Genomic DNA, 23182 nt, shown 5'->3' on the forward strand with positions numbered 1-23182 from the left:
GGCAAGACGTCGCTGACGGCGGCGATCACGAAGTATTTTGGCGAATACCGCCCGTACGACCAGATTGACGCGGCTCCGGAAGAGAAGGCGCGCGGCATCACGATCTCGACGGCGCACGTCGAATACGAGACGCCGGCCCGCCACTACGCCCACGTCGACTGCCCCGGCCACGCCGACTATGTGAAGAACATGATCACCGGCGCTGCCCAGATGGACGGCGCGATCCTGGTCGTTTCGGCCGCCGACGGCCCGATGCCGCAGACCCGCGAGCACATCCTGCTCGCCCGTCAGGTCGGCGTTCCGGCGATCGTTGTGTTCCTGAACAAGGTCGACCAGGTCGACGACGCCGAGCTTCTCGAGCTGGTCGAGCTGGAAGTGCGCGAGCTTCTGTCGAAGTACGAGTTCCCGGGCGACGACATTCCGATCGTCAAGGGTTCGGCTCTGGCTGCTCTCGAGGACAGCAACAAGGAGATCGGCGAGAACGCGGTTCGCAAGCTGATGGAAGAGGTCGACGCCTACATCCCGACGCCTGAGCGTCCGATCGACAAGCCGTTCCTGATGCCGATCGAGGACGTGTTCTCGATCTCGGGCCGCGGCACGGTCGTGACCGGTCGCGTCGAGCGCGGCATCGTCAAGGTTGGCGAGGAGCTGGAAATCGTCGGCATCCGTCCGACCTCGAAGACGACCTGCACGGGCGTCGAGATGTTCCGCAAGCTGCTCGACCAGGGCCAGGCCGGCGACAACATCGGCGCGCTGCTGCGCGGCGTTGACCGTGAAGGCGTCGAGCGCGGCCAGGTTCTGGCCAAGCCCGGCACCGTGAAGCCGCACAAGAAGTTCAAGGCAGAAGCCTACATCCTGACCAAGGAAGAGGGCGGCCGTCATACGCCGTTCTTCACCAACTACCGTCCGCAGTTCTACTTCCGCACGACGGACGTGACCGGCATCGTGACGCTGCCGGCTGGTACGGAGATGGTTATGCCTGGCGACAACATCACCGTTGACGTCGAGCTGATCGTGCCGATCGCCATGGAAGAGAAGCTGCGCTTCGCTATCCGTGAAGGCGGCCGCACTTGGGCCGGCGGGTCCGAAAACCTCAACCGCCTGACTGCCACCTTTTATGCCAAGGTGGCGAAGGACCCTGTCGTCGGCCCGGTGTTCAAGGCGATGTCGTCGGATCACCCCGCCCATGTCGCGGCCTTCATCGGCGAGGTGTTCGGCGGGCCGAAGACCTATTCCGAACAGCATGGCGGCCATCGTGAAATGGTGATGCACCATCTCGACAGGCATCTGACCGAGGAGCAGCGCCGCCGCTGGATCAGCCTGTTGATGGACGCCGCCGACGAGGTCGGTCTGCCCGACGATCCGGAATTCCGCTCCGCCTTCGCCGCCTATATCGAGTGGGGCTCGCGCCTCGCCAGGATGAACTCCACGCTCGGCGCCACCTGCGATCCCGAGCAGGAACCGATGCCGCAATGGGGTTGGGGCGTGCCGGGTGGGCCCTACACGCCGCCCGCCAAAAGTTGAGAGCGAGGCGAAGCCGGGAGCCTTCGTGCCCGCAGCAATTGCTGCGCCGGCATCGACGCGCAATAGGCTGGCATCAACGCGCAAACGGCTCTTTACAGACGGCGCGGAAGCTTCTAGGAAGCGCCTGCCGCGCAGATGATGCGCAGCAATTTGTAGGGGTATAGCTCAGTTGGTAGAGCGGCGGTCTCCAAAACCGCAGGTCGCGGGTTCGAGCCCTGCTGCCCCTGCCAGTCTCCCGAAATTCCCGGAAGCGCAGGCCTTGAAACAGGCGTAAGCCTTGCCATATGAGCGTTTCTCGGGCATAAGGGCCCCATAGCCGGGACGGAACGACTGGATGGTTCCGATGCGGCGTTTGGTCATAAAGCGGAAGCTTGCCACTTGCGTGGATCAAGAATCGGTTTTATGTAGACATGACAGACACGCGACGCGTGGAGCTGGGAAGCCGGCTTTGCGCGTCTGATTTGCATGGATCGAAGGCCTGCTGATTCGGCTTGGAATTCGATCCGGCGGTACGTCCCGGCCGGCGGGATCATCCAGGAGATCCGGTCAACGGGTCTTGAAAGCAGAGCGGACATGGCGTCGAAGACATCCAATCCTTTCGTCTTCCTTCAGCAGGTGCGGGCGGAAACCGCCAAGGTCACTTGGCCTTCCAGGCGCGAAACGGTGATTTCGACGGTCATGGTTCTGGCCTTCGCTGCGATCGCCATGATCTTCTTCTTTGCTGCCGATCAGATCATGGGTCTGGCGGTCGAGATGATCCTCGGCATCGGCAAATAAGACCACCAGGACAGGGAATTCATAGATGACTGCGCGGTGGTACATCGTTCACGCTTATTCGAACTTCGAAAAGAAGGTCGCTGAAGACATCGAAAACAAGGCCAAGCAGAAGGGCCTGTCGGAGAGGATCGAGCAGATCGTCGTGCCGACCGAGAAGGTCGTCGAGGTTCGACGCGGCAAGAAGGTGGACGCCGAGCGCAAGTTCTTCCCGGGCTACGTGCTGATGAAGGCCGAGCTCAACGACGCGGTCATCTCGCTGGTGAAGAACACGCCGCGCGTCACGGGTTTCCTCGGTGAAGACAAGCATACGGCCAAGCCGATGCACATCACCGACAAGGAAGCCGAGCGCATTCTGCACCAGGTGCAGGAAGGCGTCGAAAGGCCGAAGCCGTCGGTTACCTTCGAGATCGGCGAGCAGGTGCGCGTTTCGGACGGGCCATTCGCCTCGTTCAACGGTTTCGTCCAGGAAGTGGACGAAGAGCGCGCCCGCCTCAAGGTGGAAGTTTCGATCTTCGGGCGCGCTGTGCCTGTCGATCTGGAATTCGGTCAGGTCGAAAAGGGCTGATCCGGATTTCCGCTCCTCGATAAGAGGGGCGGAGGGCGGTGCCATTGGCGTCGCCATGAGCGGTGGGAGGCAAGCGCGGCTTAGCCGGTCGCGTGAACCGAACCACCAGGCTGCAACCGCCGGTGTTCTCTTGTTCTGAAGAGGCCGGCATGACTGAAGGCAGGAAAGAGTATGGCTAAGAAAGTAGCGGGCCAGCTCAAGCTCCAGGTTGCCGCGGGTTCTGCGACTCCGTCGCCCCCGATCGGCCCGGCGCTTGGTCAGCGTGGCATCAACATCATGGAATTCTGCAAGGCGTTCAACGCGCAGACCCAGGAACTCGAGAAGGGATCTCCGATCCCGGTCGTCATCACCTATTACCAGGACAAGTCGTTCACCTTCGTCATGAAGACGCCGCCGGTGAGCTACTTCCTGAAGAAGGCCGCCAACCTGAAGTCGGGCTCGAAGGAGCCGGGCAAGGTCAAGGCCGGCACGATCGCCCGCGACAAGGTGCGCGAGATCGCCGAGAAGAAGATGAAGGACCTGAACGCCAACGACGTGGAAGCAGCAATGCGCATGGTCGAAGGTTCCGCCCGTTCGATGGGCCTGGAAGTGGTGGGCTAAGACGATGGCAAAGATTGCAAAGCGTGTAGCCAAGACCCGCGAAGGCATCGACCCGAACAAGGCCTATGCCCTGGGCGAGGCCCTCAAGATCCTCAAGGATCGTTCGAAGGTGAAGTTCGACGAGACCGTCGAGATCGCCATGAACCTCGGCGTCGACCCGCGCCATGCCGACCAGATGGTCCGCGGCGTGGTCAACCTGCCGAACGGCACCGGCAAGAACGTCCGCGTCGCCGTGTTCGCGCGTGGCGACAAGGCTGACGAAGCCAAGGCCGCCGGCGCCGATCTGGTTGGCGCCGAAGAACTGGTCGACATCGTCCAGAAGGGCACGATCGATTTCGATCGCTGCATCGCCACCCCGGACATGATGCCGCTCGTCGGCCGTCTGGGTAAGGTGCTCGGCCCGCGCGGCATGATGCCGAACCCGAAGGTCGGCACCGTGACCACCGATGTCGCCGCCGCCGTCAAGGCGTCGAAGGGCGGCGCGGTCGAGTTCCGCGTCGAGAAGGCTGGCATCATCCACGCCGGCATCGGCAAGGTCTCGTTCGAGGTCAAGGCTCTGGAAGAGAACATCCGCGCCTTCGCCGATGCGGTCACCAAGGCCAAGCCGACGGGCGCCAAGGGCAACTACGTCAAGAAGGTGTCGGTCACCTCGACGATGGGCCCGGGCCTCAAGCTGGACGTCGCGACGCTCGCGGCTTCCTGAGACGATTGATCGAGGATCGGCCTTTAGCGGGCTGATCCTCCTGAAGAATTCCGGGCTCCGCGCAAGCGGGTCCCGGATGCCGGAAATCGAAAGAGATCCGGCATCCTGTCCGAGATTGCAGGCGGCCTAGTCCCGAAAGGGCGGACCTTAATCATACGGCCTGCATGAGACGGGGTAGGACCAGACAACGGAGCCTCTGCTCCAATGGAAGGTTCGAACCGTGTTTGCCTTTTGTCTGCGCATCGCGCCGGGGAAACCTGTCGGGTGTGGCGAAAGGGGGCAGGATCCTCGAGCGCCGTTCGGGAGATCTGGAATTTCTGGATAGCCCGCCCGGCAAAAGGCAACCCGACTGCTTTCCCGCAAATGGGGAGGTGGTCAACTGGAGATAGGCAGTGGACAGAGCGGAAAAACGCGAACTCGTCACGGGCCTGAACGACGCCTTCAAGGGCGCCGGTTCAGTCGTCGTGGCCCACTATGCCGGTATCACCGTCGCGCAAATGAACGATCTTCGCACGAAGATGCGTCAGGCCGGCGGCACCGTCAAAGTCGCGAAGAACCGCCTCGCCAAGATCGCTCTTCAGGGCACGGAATCCGAAAGCATCATCGATCTGTTCAAGGGACAGACGCTGGTTGCCTATTCGGACGATCCGATTGCGGCGCCGAAGGTCGCGTCCGATTTCGCCAAGGGGAATGACAAGCTCGTCATTCTCGGTGGCTCGATGGGCACGACCTCGCTCAACGCCGACGGTGTGAAGGCTCTTGCCTCGCTGCCGTCGCTCGACGAGCTGCGCGCCCGCCTGGTTGGCATGATCGCCACCCCGGCAACCCGGATCGCTCAGATCGTCAATGCACCGGCGGCTTCGGTCGCGCGCGTCATTGGCGCCTATGCCCGGAAGGACGAGGCGGCGTGAGGCCGTTCCTCATCACAACAACACGTTCGAACCTTATAAAGGAATATCAAAATGGCTGATCTGGCAAAGATCGTAGACGACCTGTCGAAGCTGACCGTCCTCGAGGCGGCTGAGCTGTCGAAGCTCCTCGAAGAGAAGTGGGGCGTTTCGGCCGCCGCTCCGGTGGCTGTTGCTGCTGCTGGCGGCGGTGCTGCTGCTGCTGCTCCGGCTGAGGAAAAGACCGAATTCGACGTCATTCTGGCCGCCGCTGGCGACAAGAAGATCGAAGTCATCAAGGAAGTGCGCGCCATCACCGGCCTGGGCCTCAAGGAAGCCAAGGACCTGGTCGAGGCCGCTCCGAAGCCGGTCAAGGAAGGCGCCAACAAGGCTGACGCCGAGAAGATCAAGGCCCAGCTGGAAGCAGCCGGCGCCAAGGTCGAGCTGAAGTAATTCAGGGTTTCGGCGGACGGCATCAGCCGTCCGCCGGTCCTTGAAAGGACGCTGTGAAAACCTCTTTCCTGAGGGCCGGATGACGGCTCTCAGGAAACGGGTTTTCAACCGTTCTGGCCCGGCGCCGCAAGGCGAGGGGCAACCCGATGGGCCGCTGGCGGAAGCGGTCGAGAATTGCAAGGCAGGTCGAGGCGAAAGCCTGCCCCAAGAGAGCTAGCCAAGGAGCGACGATGGCCCAGACCCAGACTTTCAATGGCCGCAGACGCGTACGCAAGTTCTTCGGAAAGATCCCGGAAGTTGCGGAGATGCCGAACCTGATCGAGGTTCAGAAGGCATCTTATGACCAGTTCCTGATGGTGGACGAGCCCGAAGGCGGCCGTCCGGACGAGGGGCTGCAGGCCGTTTTCAAGTCGGTCTTCCCGATTTCCGACTTTTCCGGCTCTTCGATGCTGGAATTCGTCAAATACGAGTTCGAGGCACCGAAGTTCGACGTTGACGAATGCCGTCAGCGCGACCTGACCTATGCCGCGCCGCTGAAGGTGACGCTGCGCCTGATCGTGTTCGATATCGACGAGGATACCGGCTCCAAGTCCATCAAGGACATCAAGGAGCAGGACGTTTATATGGGCGACATGCCGCTCATGACCATGAACGGCACCTTCATCGTCAACGGCACCGAGCGCGTCATCGTCTCGCAGATGCACCGCTCGCCGGGCGTCTTCTTCGACCACGACAAGGGCAAGTCGCACTCGTCGGGCAAGCTTCTGTTTGCCGCGCGCGTCATCCCCTATCGCGGTTCGTGGCTCGACATCGAGTTCGATTCCAAGGACGTCGTGCACGCCCGTATCGACCGTCGCCGCAAGATCCCCGTGTCGTCGCTGTTGATGGCGCTCGGCATGGACGGCGAGGAGATCCTGTCGACCTTCTACAACAAGATCACCTACAAGCGGACCGGCGACCATTGGCGCATCCCCTTCAGCGTGGACCGTTTCCGCGGCCTGAAGGCCGTCAACGATCTGGTTGACGCCGATACCGGTGAGATTGTTGTTGAGCAGGGCAAGAAGATCACCGCCCGTCAGGCGCGCCAGCTGGCCGACAAGGGCCTGAAGGCGATCAAGGCGACCGACGAGGATCTGCTCGGCAGCTATCTGGCCGAGGACATCGTCAACTACGGCACCGGCGAAATCTTCCTCGAAGCCGGCGACGAGCTGGACGAGAAGACGCTGAAGGTGCTTCTGGGCACCGGCGAGCAGGAAATTCAGATCCTCGACATCGACCATATCAATGTCGGTGGTTACATCCGCAACACGCTGGCCGTCGACAAGAACGAAAGCCGGCAGGACGCGCTGTTCGATATCTACCGCGTCATGCGTCCGGGCGAGCCGCCGACGCTGGAAACGGCTGAAGCCATGTTCAACTCGCTGTTCTTCGACAGCGAGCGTTACGACCTGTCGGCCGTCGGCCGCGTCAAGATGAACATGCGTCTGGAACTCGACGCCGAGGATACCGTGCGCGTGCTGCGCAAGGCTGACATTCTGGCCGTGGTCAAGACGCTGGTCGAACTGCGCGACGGCAAGGGCGAGATCGACGACATCGACAATCTCGGCAACCGCCGCGTCCGTTCGGTCGGTGAATTGATGGAGAACCAGTACCGCGTCGGTCTGCTCCGCATGGAGCGCGCGATCAAGGAACGCATGTCCTCGATCGAGATCGACACGGTGATGCCGCAGGATCTGATCAACGCCAAGCCGGCGGCTGCCGCCGTGCGCGAGTTCTTCGGTTCCTCGCAGCTCTCGCAGTTCATGGACCAGACCAACCCGCTGTCGGAGATCACCCACAAGCGTCGCCTGTCGGCGCTTGGACCGGGCGGTCTGACCCGCGAGCGCGCCGGCTTCGAGGTGCGCGACGTGCACCCGACGCATTACGGCCGCATCTGCCCGATCGAAACGCCGGAAGGCCCGAATATCGGTCTGATCAACTCGCTGGCCACCTTCGCGCGCGTCAACAAGTACGGTTTCATCGAGAGCCCGTACCGCAAGATCGTCGACGGCAAGCTGACCGACGAGGTTGTCTATCTGTCGGCTATGGAAGAGGCCAAGCACTACGTTGCCCAGGCCAACGCCGAGCTCGACAAGGACGGTGGTTTCGTCGACGAATTCGTCATCTGCCGTAACGCCGGCGAAGTGATGATGGCGCCGCGCGAAAACGTCGACCTGATGGACGTTTCGCCCAAGCAGATGGTGTCGGTCGCAGCAGCGCTGATCCCGTTCCTGGAAAACGACGACGCCAACCGCGCTCTGATGGGCTCGAACATGCAGCGTCAGGCCGTGCCGCTGGTGCGCGCCGAGGCTCCGTTCGTCGGCACCGGCATGGAGCCGATCGTCGCCCGTGACTCGGGCGCCGCCATCGGCGCCCGCCGCACCGGCATCGTCGACCAGGTGGACGCGACCCGTATCGTTATCCGCGCTACCGAGGATCTCGATCCGGGCAAGTCCGGCGTCGACATCTACCGCCTGATGAAGTTCCAGCGCTCGAACCAGTCGACCTGCATCAACCAACGTCCGCTGGTGAAGGTGGGCGACCGCATCGAGAAGGGCGACATCATCGCCGACGGTCCGTCGACCGATCTCGGCGATCTGGCGCTCGGCCGCAACGTGCTCGTCGCGTTCATGCCGTGGAACGGCTACAACTACGAGGATTCCATCCTCCTGTCCGAACGCATCGTCGCCGACGACGTCTTCACCTCGATCCACATCGAGGAGTTCGAGGTCATGGCGCGCGATACCAAGCTCGGGCCGGAAGAAATCACGCGCGACATTCCGAACGTCTCGGAAGAAGCGCTGAAGAACCTCGACGAAGCCGGCATCGTCTATATCGGCGCGGAAGTGCAGCCGGGCGACATCCTAGTCGGCAAGATCACGCCGAAGGGCGAAAGCCCGATGACGCCGGAAGAGAAGCTTCTGCGCGCCATCTTTGGTGAAAAGGCTTCCGACGTCCGCGACACCTCCATGCGCATGCCTCCGGGCACCTTCGGCACGGTGGTCGAAGTGCGCGTCTTCAATCGCCACGGCGTCGAGAAGGACGAGCGCGCCATGGCGATCGAGCGCGAGGAGATCGAACGCCTCGCCAAGGACCGCGACGACGAGCAGGCCATCCTCGACCGCAACGTCTATGCCCGTCTCTCCGACGTGCTGATCGGCAAGGAGGCTATCGCCGGGCCGAAGGGCTTCAAGAAGGGCACGACGCTGGCCAAGGAGACGCTGGACGACTATCCGCGTTCGCAGTGGTGGCAGTTCGCCGTCGAGAACGAGAAGCTCCAGGGCGAGCTCGAAGCTCTGCGCGGCCAGTACGACGATTCCAAGAAGGCGCTCGAGCAGCGCTTCATGGACAAGGTCGAGAAGGTGCAGCGCGGCGACGAAATGCCTCCGGGCGTCATGAAGATGGTCAAGGTCTTCGTGGCGGTGAAGCGCAAGATGCAGCCGGGCGACAAGATGGCCGGCCGTCACGGCAACAAGGGTGTCGTGTCGCGCATCGTTCCGGTCGAGGACATGCCGTTCCTCGAGGACGGCACGCATGCCGATATCGTGCTCAACCCGCTGGGCGTGCCTTCGCGCATGAACGTCGGCCAGATCCTTGAAACGCATCTGGGCTGGGCTTGCGCCGGCATGGGCAGGAAGATCGGCGAGCTGATCGAAGCCTATAAGGGTGGTGGCGACATCAAGCCGCTGCGCCAGACGATCGAGCAGATCATCCCGGCCAACGACCGCAACGAGCCGGTCCGCGAGTATGACGACGAGTCCATCGTTCGCCTCGGCGAGCAGATGAAGCGCGGCGTCTCCATCGCGACCCCGGTGTTCGACGGCGCGCATGAGGTCAACATCAACGAGATGCTGGAGCAGGCTGGCCTGCACACTTCCGGTCAGTCTCAGTTGTATGATGGCCGTACCGGTGAGCCGTTCGACCGCAAGGTGACCATGGGCTACATCTACATGCTCAAGCTTCACCACCTGGTCGACGACAAGATCCACGCCCGTTCGATCGGCCCGTACTCGCTCGTCACCCAGCAGCCGCTGGGCGGTAAGGCGCAGTTCGGCGGTCAGCGCTTCGGCGAAATGGAGGTCTGGGCGCTGGAAGCCTACGGCGCCGCCTACACCCTGCAGGAAATGCTGACGGTGAAGTCGGACGACGTCGCCGGCCGCACCAAGGTCTACGAAGCGATCGTGCGCGGCGACGACACGTTCGAGGCGGGTATTCCGGAGAGCTTCAACGTTCTCGTCAAGGAAATGCGCTCGCTGGGCCTCAACGTCGAGCTTGAAAATACCAAGGTCGACGCCGGCCCGCAGAGCCTGCCGGACGCGGCCGAGTAACACGGCACAAAGCAGGCGCGGAGTTCATCGGCGCCTGCCACGGATTTTCCGGCTCACGCCGGCCTTCGCGAGCGGTGGCTCGCAGTCACATGCAAAGGGGTTTTCGAGGACCCCGAAAAGGAGAATGGCATGAACCAAGAGGTCATGAATCTCTTCAACCCGCAGGCGCCTGCGCAGGTGTTCGATTCCATCCGGATTTCGCTGGCGTCGCCTGACAAGATTCTGTCCTGGTCGTTCGGCGAGATCAAGAAGCCGGAGACGATCAACTACCGTACCTTCAAGCCCGAGCGCGACGGTCTGTTCTGCGCGCGCATCTTCGGTCCGATCAAGGACTACGAGTGCCTGTGCGGCAAGTACAAGCGCATGAAGTACAAGGGCGTCATCTGCGAAAAGTGCGGCGTCGAAGTCACGCTGTCGCGCGTGCGCCGCGAGCGCATGGGTCACATCGAGCTCGCCGCTCCGGTTGCCCACATCTGGTTCCTGAAGTCGCTGCCGTCGCGCATCGGCACGCTGCTCGACATGACCCTTAAGGACATCGAGCGCGTTCTCTACTTCGAGAACTACATCGTCACCGAACCCGGCCTCACCGCGCTGAAGGAGCACCAGCTGCTCAGCGAGGAAGAGTACATGATGGCCGTCGACGAATATGGCGAGGACTCGTTCACCGCCATGATCGGCGCCGAGGCCATTCATGACCTTCTGGCCGGCATGGACCTGGAAAAGATCGCGGGCGACCTGCGCTCCGAGCTTGCTTCGACCACGTCGGAACTGAAGCAGAAGAAGTATCTCAAGCGCCTCAAGGTGGTCGAGAACTTCATGGAATCCGGCAATCGTCCGGAATGGATGATCATGAAGGTCGTCCCGGTCATTCCGCCGGATCTGCGCCCGCTGGTTCCGCTGGATGGCGGCCGCTTCGCGACGTCGGATCTGAACGATCTCTATCGCCGCGTCATCAACCGTAACAACCGTCTGAAGCGCCTGATCGAGCTGCGCGCGCCCGGCATCATCGTGCGCAACGAAAAGCGCATGCTGCAGGAAGCCGTCGACGCACTGTTCGACAACGGCCGCCGCGGCCGCGTCATCACCGGCGCCAACAAGCGTCCGCTGAAGTCGCTGTCCGACATGCTGAAGGGCAAGCAGGGCCGCTTCCGCCAGAACCTGCTCGGCAAGCGCGTCGACTATTCCGGCCGTTCGGTCATCGTGACCGGTCCGGAGCTGAAGCTGCACCAGTGCGGCCTGCCGAAGAAGATGGCGCTGGAGCTGTTCAAGCCCTTCATCTACGCCCGCCTCGACGCCAAGGGTTACTCCTCGACCGTCAAGCAGGCGAAGAAGCTGGTCGAGAAGGAGCGTCCGGAAGTCTGGGATATCCTGGACGAGGTCATCCGCGAGCATCCGGTGCTGCTCAACCGCGCACCGACGCTGCACCGCTTGGGCATCCAGGCGTTCGAGCCGACCCTGATCGAAGGCAAGGCGATCCAGCTGCATCCGCTGGTCTGCACGGCCTTCAACGCCGACTTCGACGGCGACCAGATGGCGGTCCACGTTCCGCTGTCGCTGGAAGCGCAGCTCGAAGCCCGCGTGCTGATGATGTCGACCAATAACATCCTGCACCCGGCCTCCGGCGCGCCGATCATCGTGCCGTCGCAGGACATGGTTCTGGGTCTGTATTACCTCTCGATCGTCAACGAGAACGATCCGGGGCAGGGCATGGCGTTCGCCGACATGGGCGAATTGCAGCATGCGCTGGAGACCAAGGCCGTCACCCTGCACGCCAAGATCAAGGGCCGTTTCAGGACCGTCGATGCGGCAGGCAATGTCGTGTCGAAGATCTATGACACCACGCCCGGCCGCATGATCCTCGGCGAACTTCTGCCGAAGAACGTCAACGTGCCGTTCGAGACCGCCAACCAGGAGATGACCAAGAAGAACATCTCCAAGATGATCGACACCGTCTACCGCCACTGCGGTCAGAAAGAGACGGTCATCTTCTGCGATCGCATCATGGCGCTCGGTTTCGCCCATGCCTGCCGCGCCGGCATCTCGTTCGGCAAGGACGACATGCTGATCCCGGACACCAAGGAGAAGCTGGTCGCCGAGACCGAGGCTTTGGCCAAGGAATACGAGCAGCAGTACAATGACGGCCTGATCACCCAGGGCGAGAAGTACAACAAGGTCGTCGACGCCTGGGCCAAGTGCTCGGAAAAGGTCGCCGACGAAATGATGGGCCGCATCAAGGCGGTCGAGTTCGACGCCAACGGCCGTCAAAAGCCGATGAACTCGATCTACATGATGTCGCATTCGGGTGCGCGTGGTTCGCCCACCCAGATGCGTCAGCTCGCCGGCATGCGCGGCCTGATGGCGAAGCCGTCGGGTGAAATCATCGAGACGCCGATCATCTCGAACTTCAAGGAAGGCCTCACCGTTCTGGAGTACTTCAACTCCACGCACGGCGCCCGTAAGGGTCTGGCCGACACCGCTCTGAAGACCGCGAACTCGGGTTATCTGACCCGTCGTCTGGTCGACGTGGCGCAGGACTGCATCGTCAACTCGGTTGATTGCGGCACCGACAAGGGCCTCACCATGCAGCCGATCGTCGATGCCGGCCAGATCGTCGCCTCGATCGGCCAGCGCGTTCTCGGCCGTACGGCCCTGGACGACATCAACCACCCGGTCACCGGCGATACGCTGGTCAAGGCCGGCACGCTGATGGACGAACGCGATGTCGAGCTGATCGAAAAGGCCGGCGTGCAGTCGGTCCGCATCCGCTCGGCGCTGACCTGCGACGTCCGCACCGGCGTCTGCGCGGTCTGCTATGGTCGCGATCTGGCACGCGGTACTCCGGTCAACCAGGGCGAAGCTGTCGGCGTCATCGCCGCGCAGTCGATCGGCGAGCCGGGCACGCAGCTCACCATGCGTACCTTCCACATGGGCGGTACCGCCCAGGTGGTGGACTCCTCCTATCTCGAGGCGTCCTATGAAGGCACGGTGTCGGTGCGCAACCGCGCCGTGGTTCGCAACTCCGACGGCAACCTCGTCGTGATGGGCCGCAACATGGCGATCCTGATCCTCGACGAGACCGGCAAGGAACGCGCCACGCACCGCGTCACCTATGGTTCGCGTATCTTCGTGGACGATGGCGACAAGGTGAAGCGCGGCCAGCGCATCGCCGAGTGGGACCCCTACACCCGTCCGATCCTCACCGAAATCGAGGGTCGCGTGGCGTTCGAGGATCTGGTCGACGGCATTTCCGTTCAGGAAACCGCCGACGAGTCGACCGGCATCACCAAGCGCGAGGTCATCGACTGGCGGTCGACGCCGCGCGGTTCGGACCTCAAGCCGGCGATGGTCGTTCAGGACGCCAAGGGCAAGGTCGGCAAGCTGTCGAAGGGCGGCGACGCCCGCTTCCTGCTCTCGGTCGAGGCGATCCTCTCGGTCGAGCCGGGTGCACATGTGAAGCCGGGCGACGTGCTTGCCCGTATTCCGATGGAAAGCGCCAAGACCAAGGACATCACCGGTGGTCTGCCGCGCGTGGCCGAACTGTTCGAGGCTCGTCGTCCGAAGGATCACGCCATCATCGCCGAGATCGATGGTACGGTCCGCTTCGGCCGCGACTACAAGAACAAGCGCCGCATCATCATCGAGCCGCATGACTCGACGCTGGAGCCGGTCGAATACCTGATCCCGAAGGGCAAGCCGTTCCATCTCCAGGACGGCGACGTCATCGAGAAGGGCGACTACATCCTCGACGGCAATCCGGCGCCGCACGACATTCTGGCGATCAAGGGCGTGGAGGCTCTGGCTTCCTACCTCGTCAACGAGATCCAGGAAGTCTACCGGTTGCAGGGCGTGACGATCAACGACAAGCACATCGAGGTGATCGTTCGTCAGATGCTGCAGAAGGTGGAAATCACCGAGCAGGGCGACTCGACCTACATCCCGGGTGACCATGTCGACGTGATCGAGCTGGACGAGATCAACGAGCGTTTGATTGAGGAAGGCAAGAAGCCTGCGGCCGGCCAGCCGGTGCTGCTCGGCATCACCAAGGCCTCGCTGCAGACGCCGTCCTTCATCTCGGCCGCCTCCTTCCAGGAGACGACCCGCGTGCTGACGGAAGCTGCCGTTGCCGGCAAGACCGACATGCTGCAGGGCCTGAAGGAAAACGTCATCGTCGGCCGTCTGATCCCGGCCGGTACCGGTGGCCAGATGAGCCAGATCCGTCGCATTGCGACGCATCGCGACGAGCTTATCCTCGACGAGCGTCGCAAGACGTCCGGCGCGGAAGTGGCAGAACCGATGCTGACCGAAATGGTCACCGCCGCGCAGTAAGCGACGGTAAAACGACACGGAAAAGGGGCCTTTCGGCCCCTTTTTCTTTTTTGGCGGTGTGCGGCTGGCCAGTGCGCCAGACCGTGGTGTTCAAGCCTCATCTTGGTTATTGATCGGCGGTCAACAGTCGTGTGGGGCCGCCATGAGATGCACCGCATTCGCGTTCAGCATGATCTGCGCTGTTTTTGCCGCGATATTGCCGGCTTTGGCGGCTGCTTGGACGCCCTACGGCAATGCCCGCTACAATTACTGGATCGACGTGCCGCCGGGCTTCTCCGCGATCGAGGAGGCCGAAAACGGCGATGGCGGCACCGCGAAATCGCCGGATGGGCAAGCGGAACTTGCGGTCTGGGGTGGCTATCTGAGCGACCGCGATTTCCCGAACGAGGTGAAGTGGCGCGTCGGGCAGGAGCAGGCGGACGGCTGGTCCGTCACCTATGAACGGCACAAAGCCAAATGGGCGGTCTGGTCGGGCTCAAAGGACGGCCGCATCTTCTTCGAACGGGCGATCCCGGTCTGCGACGGCGCGGCGGCCTATTTCCGTCTCGAATACGACAAGGCCGCGCAGAAGGCGTTCGATCCCATCGTCGCCCGCCTGTCGAAATCGCTGCGCGCCGGCGATTGCTGAAACAACGCAAGAAACGGAATGCGGTGGCGACAGGCACTGGGTAGCCTCGGCCCCATGATGCGCGTTTCGGCTCGGTGAGCCGTCGGCGCCGCCCGAGGAACCCGCCATGGAGGCCACCGTCAAAATGCCTGAACACATGCCCAGGATTTCCGCCGAAAACCGTGTCGCCGGTTACGACTGGACAGCCATCGGCGCCGAGCTCGACAGCTATGGCTGCGCCGTGCTCGAAGGGCTGTTGTTGGGCGACGAATGCGCCGAGATCGCTCGGCTTTACCCGTACGAAGAGCATTTCCGCAGCCACGTCGTCATGGCTCGCCACGGCTTCGGCAAGGGCGAATACCGCTATTTCAGATATCCGCTGCCGGATCTGATCGGCGGCCTGCGTTCGGCGCTCTACCCGCGCCTGTCGGTGGTCGCCAATGCCTGGAATGCACGCATGGGCATCGACCAGCATTATCCCGCCGCGCATGCCGACTATCTCGATCTTTGCCGCGGCGCCGGACAGACGCGGCCGACGCCGCTTCTGCTGCAATATCAGCCCGGCGACTTCAATTGCCTGCATCAGGACCTCTATGGCGATCTGGCTTTTCCCATCCAGGTGGCGGTCCTTCTGTCGGAGCCCGGCCGAGATTTCACCGGCGGCGAGTTCGTGCTGACCGAACAGCGCCCGCGCATGCAAAGCCGCGCCGAAGTGGTGCCGCTCAGGCGCGGCGATGCCGTGGCGTTTGCCGTACACAACCGGCCGGTGCAGGGTACGAAAGGCAACTATCGCGTCAACCTGCGCCACGGCGTCAGCCGCGTCCGTTCAGGGCATCGCCACACGGTCGGCATCATCTTCCATGATGCCCGCTGAACGACATGACGGGCTTCTTTTCCTGTGATCTTCCCGACGCTCCTGACATCAATACGAGCACGGAGCCATTAAGCTGCCGCCGGTTCGGACCAGCCATTGGGGAGATCGTGCGATGACGCGCGGGAACAAGGTTCAAAGCACGCTGACCTCGGCATCGGTCGCCACGCCGATCGGAGCGCTCGTCGTGATCGAGGACGAGACGGACGCACTGTTCATGGTCGAATTCGCCGATTGCGACGACCGCATGGAGCGCTGGCTGCATCACCGGCTGGCGTCGGGCCGTTTTGCGCTGAGGGCAGGCACCGTCTCCAGACGCACGCGCGAGGCCTTCGCGGCCTATTTCGACGGTGGGGTCGGCTCGCTTCGGGACTTGCCCGTTCGGCTCGACGGCACGCCGTTCCAGAACGCGATGTGGACGGCCTTGCGCGACATCCGGCCGGGGGAAACGCTGGCCTATGGCGCTTTCGCGCTGCGGCTTGGCCGCCCGCAGGCGGCCCGCGCCGTCGGCCATGCCAACGGTTCGAACCCGATGTCGATCGTCGTTCCCTGTCATCGCCTGGTTGGCGCGAATGGCGACCTTACCAACTATGGCGGCGGCCTGGAGCGCAAACGCTGGCTCATCGACCATGAGGCGCGCCACGCTGCATCGTAGATTGAAACAGGTTCGAGCGAATGGCCGCTTGGCTACAGAATGCTCGTTACCGCGCGGTCGAGCCTCGTACCTTCCCGATAGAGCAGGCCGACGACAACGGCTGCGGCAATGCCGGTCACGGCACCGCCCGCGACATCGCTGATATAGTGGGTGCCGACATAGACCCGCGAAATGCAGACTGCGGTAGCGATGGCGAGGAAGACGGCGCCCAGCCGCTTCAGCCGGCTCATCAGGAAGCTCGCCGCGATGGCGAAGGATGCGGTTGCATGGTCCGAGGGGAAGGACCAGTCGGCGCTCGGGCTGATGATCAGGTGGCTGACGCCGGCATCATAGGGGCGCATGCGGTGCAGGAAGAGCAGGATGAGCTGGTTGACGCCGAGCCCGATCAGGAAGGCGAGGCCGGCGACGACGGCGGTATGGCGGGCATGTTGCCGCTCGCCGCTGCGCCACCATTGCAACACGACCAATAGGATCAGCGCCGGCACGCCGAATTCGGTCAGCGCCAGCATCACCGCGTCCAGCATGGCGTTTTCGCCCGCCGGTCCGTTGATCCATCCCGTAATAGCCTGGTCCATGCCAGTCCCCCCTTGCCAGCGCACACCGCGGCGAAGGTCGCCGTTCCGGTAGCCTGCTGAAAATCGCAGCCCCGAAAAATCGGGGCGCAGCCATCAAGCAATGGATTCGGGCGAGTTTGCGGCCAAGGCCCGCCTCGTAGGCTTAGTCGAAGAACGGTTCGACGACGTTGCGCTTGCCCAGCATGAAGGCGTCGGCCACGTGCTGCAGCGGCGCGAGGTCGACATCCGAGGTCCGGTCGTGCACCAGTTTGGCGAAGCGGCGGTAGAGCATCGGATATTCGGTTTCCTTCTCGTCCTTGAGAACCTTGCCCTCAACCTCGAGCCTGGTGCCGCCGCCGGACAGCACCATAAAACCCTTGTCGGTCTCCGCCAGGATGTCCCAGCTTTGCGGTCCGGTCTGGCGCCAGTCGAAATCGACGGCTACCGGGGTGCCTTCGCTGGTCCGGAACGAAACCTGGGCGGCGATCGGCGCGTCTCGGTTCTCGGGGAAATCGAGCGTCGCCTCGGTGATGAACATCGGCGGCAGGATATGGGTGGCGATGGAAAGCGCGTTGATGCCGGGATCGAAGACGCCGAAGCCGCCGGCCTGCCATATCCATTCCTGGTTCGGGTGCCAGCGCCGCACGTCTTCCTTCCAGTTGATGGCGGCTGATTTGATCCTCGCCGACGCAAGGAAGCTTCGTGCGGCCTCGACTGCCGGCGCATAACGCGAATGCCAGGAGGCGAACAGCGTCACGCCCTTTTCCGCGGCCAGCGCCTTCAGATGTTCCACCTCGCTCACCGTCGCGCCGGGCGGCTTTTCGAGGAAGACGTGCTTGCCGGCCAGGATCGCCGCGCGCGCGGCGTCGTGGCGAACCTGCGGCGGCATGCACAGCGACACCGCCTCGACCTCGGGCGAGGCCGCCAGAAGCGCCTCGATGCTCTCGAAATTGGGAACGCCGTCCACCTTCCCATGCCGGCTGGCAGCGGCGACGAGCTTGTAGTCGCCGTCTTTTGCCAGGGCCGGCAGATGCTGATCCCGGGCGATCTTGCCGACGCCGACAATGGCGATGTTGATGGGCTGCGCTTTGGTCATCGCCAGCTTTCTTCCAGTTTGAGTTCGAATGGGCCGCCGGCCAGGAAACGCTCGATCGCCGGCTCGAAAGGCGAGGGGTCGATGGCGTTCGCCATCAGCCAGTCGTCGGAATAATAGGTGTTGGCGTAACGCTCGCCCGAATCGCAGATCAGCGTCACCACCGAACCGCTTTGCTTCGCCGCGATCATGCGGGCGGCGTGAAAGCACATGGCCGCGAAATTGGTGCCGGTCGAGCCGCCGACGCGGCGTCCAAGCCGGCGCGACAAAACACGCTTGGCCGCGATCGACACCGCGTCGGGTATGCGCAGCATATGGTCGATGACACCCGGCACGAAGGACGGCTCGACGCGCGGCCGGCCGATGCCCTCGATGCGCGACGGTCGCTCGCAGGAACAGGCGGTATCGTGTGTCGAGTAGCCTTCGAAGAAGGCGGAATATTCGACGTCGGCGACCGACAGCCTCGTCGCATGGCGCTTATAGCGGATGTAGCGGCCGATGGTGGCAGATGTGCCGCCGGTGCCGGCGCCCATCACCACCCAGGAAGGCACCGGGAAGCGCTCCTCGCGCATCTGCTGGAAGATCGATTCGGCGATGTTGTTGTTGCCGCGCCAGTCCGTGGCGCGTTCGGCATGGGTGAACTGGTCCATGAAGTAGCCGCCGAGCCGTTCGGCGAGTTCCGCCGATTCGGCGTAGATGCGCCGGCCGTCGTCGATGAAGTGGCAGTTACCGCCATAATGCTCGATGGCGGCGATCTTCTCGCGCGAGGTCGAGCGCGGCATCACCGCGTAGAAGGGCGTGCCGATCATGCGCGCGAAATAGGCTTCCGAAACGGCGGTGGAGCCGGAAGAGGCCTCGACCACGGCGGTGCCTTCGCGGATCAGGCCGTTGCACAGGGCATAGAGAAAAAGCGAGCGCGCCAGCCGGTGCTTCAGGCTGCCGGTCGGATGCGTGGATTCATCCTTCAGATAAAGGTCGATGCCGGGCAGGGCGGGTACGTCGAGCTTCCACAGATGGGTATCGGCCGAGCGATGCTGGTCCGCCTCGATCGCCGCGATGGCGCGATCCGCCCAATCCCGTGACATCGTCTTGTGACCCTGCTTGCCTCCCATCGCCGGCGTCCGCTCAGATCGGCTCGTCGAAGGTGACGATCGAGACTTCGCCTTCGAGCGCGCCCTGATAGGCGGAGATATGCGGTTCGTCGTCGGGCTCGCCCTGCATCTCGCCGATCTGGTCGAGCTCCGCTTCGGCATAACCTTCGGCGGCGAGTGATTCCAATGCACGCCGCACGGCAGAATCATCGTCGGGCGCGATCAGCATGACGTGGACGCCTTCCGACTTGCCGCCTTTCTTTTTCCAGACCCTGCCGGTGATGATGATGACCGGACGCGGTTCGTCATTGTCGTTTATCGGGTCTTGCAAGGGCTGATTCCTTTGGGATAGGCGTCTCAAGCGGCGCTTTTGCCTGTTTTTGCACGAAGCCGGTCAAGGCGACAGTCGCAAGTGGGTCACTTTCTTCCTCGCGCGCCCAAAAAGGCGCAAGAATATTACATGCGCTGCATGCATGGCTGCCGCGCCCCGGCAAAGGCGGAATTTGTAGGGCTGCGGGGTTGACGGTTTGCCGTGTTGCGAGTAGAAGCCGCCCAGTCTGAACCGATGTGAGGTCAGCTTTTCCGAGGCGTCGCGCCTTGGAGTTTGCCTCAAACAGGGTTCGTTTTACGAGCGAAACGACATTTCCGGCGTGCATGAAGCGGCTTCCGCTTCCTCTGCTTATTGTTCGGGCAAGACCGTAAGCGTGCGGTTTCGGCCCGAATTTGCGTATGGAAACCGCTTGAAACGGCCCTGAACGGGTTTGCGACACGAGATTGAGAACTAGAAGGAAGGTTTAATGCCTACCGTAAACCAGCTGATCCGCAAGCCGCGCCAGGTGCCGGCAACGCGAAACAAGGTCCCTGCAATGCAGCAGAACCCGCAGAAGCGGGGCGTCTGCACGCGCGTCTACACCACCACGCCGAAGAAGCCGAACTCGGCTCTGCGTAAGGTTGCGAAGATTCGCCTGACCAACGGTTTCGAGGTGATCGGCTACATCCCGGGTGAAGGCCATAACCTTCAGGAGCACTCCGTGGTCATGATCCGCGGCGGTCGCGTCAAGGATCTGCCGGGTGTGCGCTACCACGTCATTCGTGGCGTGCTCGACACCCAGGGCGTCAAGAACCGCAAGCAGCGCCGTTCGAAGTACGGCGCCAAGCGTCCGAAGTAAGGTTTTCCGGCTTCGGCGCTTTTTGTTTGTGCGTCGGGCCTGCGAGATTGAGAGACAAGAACCATGTCCCGTCGTCACAGTGCAGATAAGCGTGAGATCAATCCGGACCCGAAGTTCGGCGATCTGGTCGTCACCAAGTTCATGAACGCCGTCATGTATGACGGCAAGAAGTCGATCGCCGAGACCATCGTCTACAGCGCGCTCGACCAGGTGCAGGCCAAGACCAAGCAGGAGCCGATCGGCGTCTTCCATCAGGCGCTCGACAACGTCGCTCCGCACGTCGAAGTGCGTTCGCGCCGCGTCGGTGGTGCTACCTACCAGGTTCCGGTCGACGTTCGTCCGGAGCGCCGTCAGGCGCTCGCCATCCGCTGGCTGATCACCGCTGCCCGCAACCGCAACGAGACGACCATGGTCGACCGCCTGTCGGGCGAGTTGATGGATGCTGCGAACAATCGCGGCACCGCCGTCAAGAAGCGTGAAGACACCCACAAGATGGCTGAAGCCAACCGCGCCTTCGCGCACTACCGCTGGTAAGGCGTGGCGAGAGACTGAGAGGCATCTATCATGGCCCGCGAATATAAAATCGAAGACTACCGTAATTTCGGTATCATGGCGCACATCGACGCCGGCAAGACGACGACGACTGAGCGCGTCCTGTATTACACGGGCAAGTCGCACAAGATCGGCGAAGTCCACGACGGCGCTGCCACCATGGACTGGATGGAGCAGGAGCAGGAACGCGGCATCACCATCACGTCGGCCGCGACCACGACCTTCTGGAAGGGCCGTGACGGCAAGCTGCGCCGCTTCAACATCATCGACACCCCCGGCCACGTCGACTTCACCATCGAAGTCGAGCGTTCGCTGCGCGTGCTCGACGGCGCCATCGCGCTGCTCGACGCCAACGCCGGTGTCGAGCCGCAGACCGAGACGGTCTGGCGCCAGGCCGACAAGTACCACGTGCCGCGCATGATCTTCTGTAACAAGATGGACAAGATCGGCGCCGACTTCTACCGCTCCTACGAGATGATCGGCTCGCGCCTCGGCGCGCAGGCTGTCGTCATGCAGCTGCCGATCGGCGCGGAGACCGAGTTCAAGGGCGTCGTCGACCTGGTCGAGATGAACGCATTGGTCTGGCGCGATGAATCCCTGGGCGCTGCCTGGGATGTCGTCGAGATCCCGGCCGACCTTAAGGAGAAGGCTGAGCAGTTCCGCGAGAAGATGATCGAAGCCGCCGTCGAAATGGACGACGACGCGATGAACAACTATCTCGAAGGCAAGCAGCCGACCAACGACGAGATCCGCGCGCTCATCCGCAAGGGCACCATCGCCGTCAAGTTCTTCCCGATGTTCTGTGGCTCGGCCTTCAAGAACAAGGGTGTGCAGCCGCTGCTCGACGCCGTTGTCGAATACCTGCCGTCGCCGATCGACGTGCCGGCCATCAAGGGCATCGACGCCAAGACCGAGAAGGAAATTGAGCGTCACGCGGACGACAACGAGCCGCTGTCCATGCTCGCCTTCAAGATCATGAACGATCCGTTCGTCGGTTCGCTCACCTTCGCCCGCATCTATTCGGGCAAGCTCTCCAAGGGTGTGTCGCTCGACAACACCGTGAAGGGCAAGAAGGAGCGCATCGGTCGCATGCTGCAGATGCACGCAAACTCGCGCGCCGACATCGACGAGGCTTTCGCCGGCGACATCGTCGCTCTGGCTGGCCTCAAGGAAACCACCACCGGCGACACGCTGTGCGACCCGCTGCACCCGGTGATCCTTGAGCGCATGGAGTTCCCGGATCCGGTCATCCAGATCGCCATCGAGCCGAAGACCAAGGGCGACCAGGAAAAGATGGGCCTCGCGCTGCATCGTCTGGCTGCTGAAGATCCGTCCTTCCGCGTCAAGACCGACGAGGAAAGCGGCCAGACCATCATCGCCGGCATGGGTGAACTTCACCTCGACATCATCGTCGACCGCATGCGCCGCGAGTTCAAGGTCGAGGCCAATGTCGGCGCTCCGCAGGTTGCCTATCGCGAGACGATCACCCGTACTCACGAGCAGGACTACACCCACAAGAAGCAGACCGGTGGTACCGGCCAGTTCGCCCGCGTCAAGCTGGTGTTCGAGCCGAACCCGGAAGGCGAAGAATACGTATTCGAGTCCAAGATCGTCGGCGGTTCGGTTCCGAAGGAATACATCCCCGGCGTCGAGAAGGGCATCGGTTCGGTCATGTCGTCCGGCCCGTTCGCTGGCTTCCCGATGATCGGCGTCAAGGCGACGCTCATCGACGGCGCCTTCCACGACGTCGACTCCTCGGTCCTGGCCTTCGAAATCGCCTCGCGCGCCGCTTTCAGGGAAGCTGCTCCGAAGCTCGGCGTCCAGCTGCTCGAGCCGATCATGAAGGTCGAGGTCGTCACGCCGGAAGACTACGTCGGCAACGTCATCGGCGACCTGAACAGCCGCCGCGGCCAGATCCAGGGTCAGGAGACCCGTGGTGTCGCCGTCGTCGTCAACGCCATGGTGCCGCTGGCCAACATGTTCAAGTACGTCGACTCGCTGCGTTCGATGTCGCAGGGCCGCGCCCAGTACACGATGCAGTTCGACCACTACGAGCCGGTGCCGACCGCGGTCGCCCAGGAAGTTCAGAAGAAGTACGCGTAATTCCTTGGAATTGCGTCCGTAACTAGGTTCAACGCCCTCACGGGCAGGCAGGAAATGGAGACCTCACATGGCAAAAGGTAAATTCGAGCGTACGAAGCCTCATGTGAACATTGGCACGATTGGTCACGTTGACCATGGCAAGACGTCGCTGACGGCGGCGATCACGAAGTATTTTGGCGAATACCGCCCGTACGACCAGATTGACGCGGCTCCGGAAGAGAAGGCGCGCGGCATCACGATCTCGACGGCGCACGTCGAATACGAGACGCCGGCCCGCCACTACGC

At 62.7% G+C, this 23182-nt stretch carries 19 protein-coding genes, 1 tRNA gene and 2 pseudogenes; 18 read left to right on the top strand and 4 right to left on the bottom strand.

The window, feature by feature from the left end:
- The 14 genes and pseudogenes from tuf to AB4136_RS32460 all read left to right on the top strand — a co-directional run.
- Window positions 1-1083, top strand: a pseudogene (tuf, locus tag AB4136_RS32395) (elongation factor Tu); the annotation flags it as partial.
- Window positions 1072-1524: pseudogene (locus AB4136_RS32400) on the top strand (group II truncated hemoglobin); the annotation flags it as partial. The pseudogenes tuf and AB4136_RS32400, both read left to right, overlap by 12 nt.
- A gap of 154 nt (window positions 1525-1678) precedes the next feature.
- Window positions 1679-1754 (top strand) — tRNA-Trp (locus AB4136_RS32405).
- 343 nt (window positions 1755-2097) lie between these two features.
- Complete coding sequence (gene secE / locus AB4136_RS32410; protein WP_024927081.1) at window positions 2098-2301, top strand: preprotein translocase subunit SecE; 204 nt, start codon at window positions 2098-2100, stop codon at window positions 2299-2301.
- A gap of 25 nt (window positions 2302-2326) precedes the next feature.
- Window positions 2327-2866 carry a transcription termination/antitermination protein NusG gene (gene nusG, locus AB4136_RS32415; RefSeq protein ID WP_137900471.1) on the top strand — a complete coding sequence of 180 codons (540 nt, stop codon included), beginning with the start codon at window positions 2327-2329 and terminating at the stop codon, window positions 2864-2866.
- A 171-nt stretch (window positions 2867-3037) separates the two neighbouring features.
- The gene (gene rplK, locus AB4136_RS32420; RefSeq protein ID WP_024927083.1) at window positions 3038-3466 is read left to right on the top strand and encodes a 50S ribosomal protein L11; all 429 of its coding nucleotides are present in this window, start codon (window positions 3038-3040) and stop codon (window positions 3464-3466) included.
- 4 nt (window positions 3467-3470) lie between these two features.
- Window positions 3471-4169 (top strand): 50S ribosomal protein L1, encoded by a 699-nt coding sequence (gene rplA, locus AB4136_RS32425; protein WP_024927084.1) that lies wholly within the window; start codon window positions 3471-3473, stop codon window positions 4167-4169.
- A gap of 392 nt (window positions 4170-4561) precedes the next feature.
- Window positions 4562-5080 (top strand): 50S ribosomal protein L10, encoded by a 519-nt coding sequence (gene rplJ / locus AB4136_RS32430; RefSeq protein ID WP_024927085.1) that lies wholly within the window; start codon window positions 4562-4564, stop codon window positions 5078-5080.
- Window positions 5081-5131: 51 nt separating this feature from the next.
- The gene (gene rplL / locus AB4136_RS32435) at window positions 5132-5509 is read left to right on the top strand and encodes a 50S ribosomal protein L7/L12 (RefSeq protein ID WP_024927086.1); all 378 of its coding nucleotides are present in this window, start codon (window positions 5132-5134) and stop codon (window positions 5507-5509) included.
- A 230-nt stretch (window positions 5510-5739) separates the two neighbouring features.
- Entirely contained in the window at window positions 5740-9876 is a 4137-nt protein-coding gene (gene rpoB, locus AB4136_RS32440) for a DNA-directed RNA polymerase subunit beta (RefSeq protein WP_024927087.1), read from the top strand.
- 129 nt (window positions 9877-10005) lie between these two features.
- Complete coding sequence (rpoC, locus tag AB4136_RS32445; RefSeq protein WP_024927088.1) at window positions 10006-14202, top strand: DNA-directed RNA polymerase subunit beta'; 4197 nt, start codon at window positions 10006-10008, stop codon at window positions 14200-14202.
- A gap of 142 nt (window positions 14203-14344) precedes the next feature.
- Complete coding sequence (locus AB4136_RS32450) at window positions 14345-14830, top strand: hypothetical protein (protein ID WP_024927089.1); 486 nt, start codon at window positions 14345-14347, stop codon at window positions 14828-14830.
- A gap of 124 nt (window positions 14831-14954) precedes the next feature.
- Window positions 14955-15683 carry a 2OG-Fe(II) oxygenase gene (locus tag AB4136_RS32455; RefSeq protein WP_137900511.1) on the top strand — a complete coding sequence of 243 codons (729 nt, stop codon included), beginning with the start codon at window positions 14955-14957 and terminating at the stop codon, window positions 15681-15683.
- Window positions 15684-15795: 112 nt separating this feature from the next.
- The gene (locus AB4136_RS32460) at window positions 15796-16335 is read left to right on the top strand and encodes a methylated-DNA--[protein]-cysteine S-methyltransferase (protein ID WP_024927091.1); all 540 of its coding nucleotides are present in this window, start codon (window positions 15796-15798) and stop codon (window positions 16333-16335) included.
- A gap of 32 nt (window positions 16336-16367) precedes the next feature.
- On the opposite strand, the gene AB4136_RS32465 is transcribed toward AB4136_RS32460, so the two are convergent.
- The 4 genes from AB4136_RS32465 to AB4136_RS32480 form a co-directional block, all read right to left on the bottom strand.
- Entirely contained in the window at window positions 16368-16910 is a 543-nt protein-coding gene (locus tag AB4136_RS32465; RefSeq protein WP_024927092.1) for a phosphatase PAP2 family protein, read from the bottom strand.
- 142 nt (window positions 16911-17052) lie between these two features.
- A complete protein-coding gene (locus AB4136_RS32470; RefSeq protein WP_036255134.1) occupies window positions 17053-17985 on the bottom strand; it encodes a Gfo/Idh/MocA family protein in 933 nt (310 codons plus the stop codon).
- Window positions 17982-19094, bottom strand: a complete 1113-nt coding sequence (locus AB4136_RS32475; protein WP_036255131.1) for a PLP-dependent cysteine synthase family protein — start codon at window positions 19092-19094, stop codon at window positions 17982-17984. The genes AB4136_RS32470 and AB4136_RS32475 overlap by 4 nt, the downstream gene beginning before the upstream one ends.
- A 13-nt stretch (window positions 19095-19107) precedes the next feature.
- Entirely contained in the window at window positions 19108-19392 is a 285-nt protein-coding gene (locus AB4136_RS32480; RefSeq protein WP_024927094.1) for a hypothetical protein, read from the bottom strand.
- A gap of 478 nt (window positions 19393-19870) precedes the next feature.
- Here AB4136_RS32480 and rpsL point away from each other — a divergent pair, with 478 nt between their 5' ends.
- The 4 genes from rpsL to AB4136_RS32500 all read left to right on the top strand — a co-directional run.
- Complete coding sequence (gene rpsL / locus AB4136_RS32485; RefSeq protein ID WP_024927095.1) at window positions 19871-20242, top strand: 30S ribosomal protein S12; 372 nt, start codon at window positions 19871-19873, stop codon at window positions 20240-20242.
- Between the two features lie 63 nt (window positions 20243-20305).
- Window positions 20306-20776, top strand: coding sequence for a 30S ribosomal protein S7 (gene rpsG / locus AB4136_RS32490; protein WP_024927096.1), 471 nt, complete (start codon window positions 20306-20308; stop codon window positions 20774-20776).
- Window positions 20777-20806: 30 nt separating this feature from the next.
- Complete coding sequence (gene fusA / locus AB4136_RS32495; RefSeq protein ID WP_024927097.1) at window positions 20807-22897, top strand: elongation factor G; 2091 nt, start codon at window positions 20807-20809, stop codon at window positions 22895-22897.
- Between the two features lie 67 nt (window positions 22898-22964).
- A partial coding sequence (locus AB4136_RS32500; RefSeq protein ID WP_287499010.1) for a GTP-binding protein occupies window positions 22965-23182 on the top strand: 218 nt, incomplete at its 3' end.

The sequence above is a fragment of the Mesorhizobium sp. 2RAF21 genome (assembly GCF_052115345.1).
In the GTDB taxonomy this organism is placed as follows: Bacteria; Pseudomonadota; Alphaproteobacteria; order Rhizobiales; family Rhizobiaceae; genus Mesorhizobium; species Mesorhizobium terrae.

Coding starts and splice junctions, on each gene's coding strand:
- rpoB (WP_024927087.1), top strand. CDS start 5,740: ATGGCCCAGACCCAGACTTTCAATGGCCGCAGACGCGTACGCAAGTTC.
- rplK (WP_024927083.1), top strand. CDS start 3,038: ATGGCTAAGAAAGTAGCGGGCCAGCTCAAGCTCCAGGTTGCCGCGGGT.
- AB4136_RS32470 (WP_036255134.1), bottom strand. CDS start 17,985: ATGACCAAAGCGCAGCCCATCAACATCGCCATTGTCGGCGTCGGCAAG.
- AB4136_RS32455 (WP_137900511.1), top strand. CDS start 14,955: ATGCCTGAACACATGCCCAGGATTTCCGCCGAAAACCGTGTCGCCGGT.
- rplL (WP_024927086.1), top strand. CDS start 5,132: ATGGCTGATCTGGCAAAGATCGTAGACGACCTGTCGAAGCTGACCGTC.
- rpsL (WP_024927095.1), top strand. CDS start 19,871: ATGCCTACCGTAAACCAGCTGATCCGCAAGCCGCGCCAGGTGCCGGCA.
- AB4136_RS32475 (WP_036255131.1), bottom strand. CDS start 19,094: ATGGGAGGCAAGCAGGGTCACAAGACGATGTCACGGGATTGGGCGGAT.
- nusG (WP_137900471.1), top strand. CDS start 2,327: ATGACTGCGCGGTGGTACATCGTTCACGCTTATTCGAACTTCGAAAAG.
- rpsG (WP_024927096.1), top strand. CDS start 20,306: ATGTCCCGTCGTCACAGTGCAGATAAGCGTGAGATCAATCCGGACCCG.
- AB4136_RS32450 (WP_024927089.1), top strand. CDS start 14,345: ATGAGATGCACCGCATTCGCGTTCAGCATGATCTGCGCTGTTTTTGCC.
- rplA (WP_024927084.1), top strand. CDS start 3,471: ATGGCAAAGATTGCAAAGCGTGTAGCCAAGACCCGCGAAGGCATCGAC.
- fusA (WP_024927097.1), top strand. CDS start 20,807: ATGGCCCGCGAATATAAAATCGAAGACTACCGTAATTTCGGTATCATG.
- AB4136_RS32465 (WP_024927092.1), bottom strand. CDS start 16,910: ATGGACCAGGCTATTACGGGATGGATCAACGGACCGGCGGGCGAAAAC.
- rpoC (WP_024927088.1), top strand. CDS start 10,006: ATGAACCAAGAGGTCATGAATCTCTTCAACCCGCAGGCGCCTGCGCAG.
- secE (WP_024927081.1), top strand. CDS start 2,098: ATGGCGTCGAAGACATCCAATCCTTTCGTCTTCCTTCAGCAGGTGCGG.
- AB4136_RS32460 (WP_024927091.1), top strand. CDS start 15,796: ATGACGCGCGGGAACAAGGTTCAAAGCACGCTGACCTCGGCATCGGTC.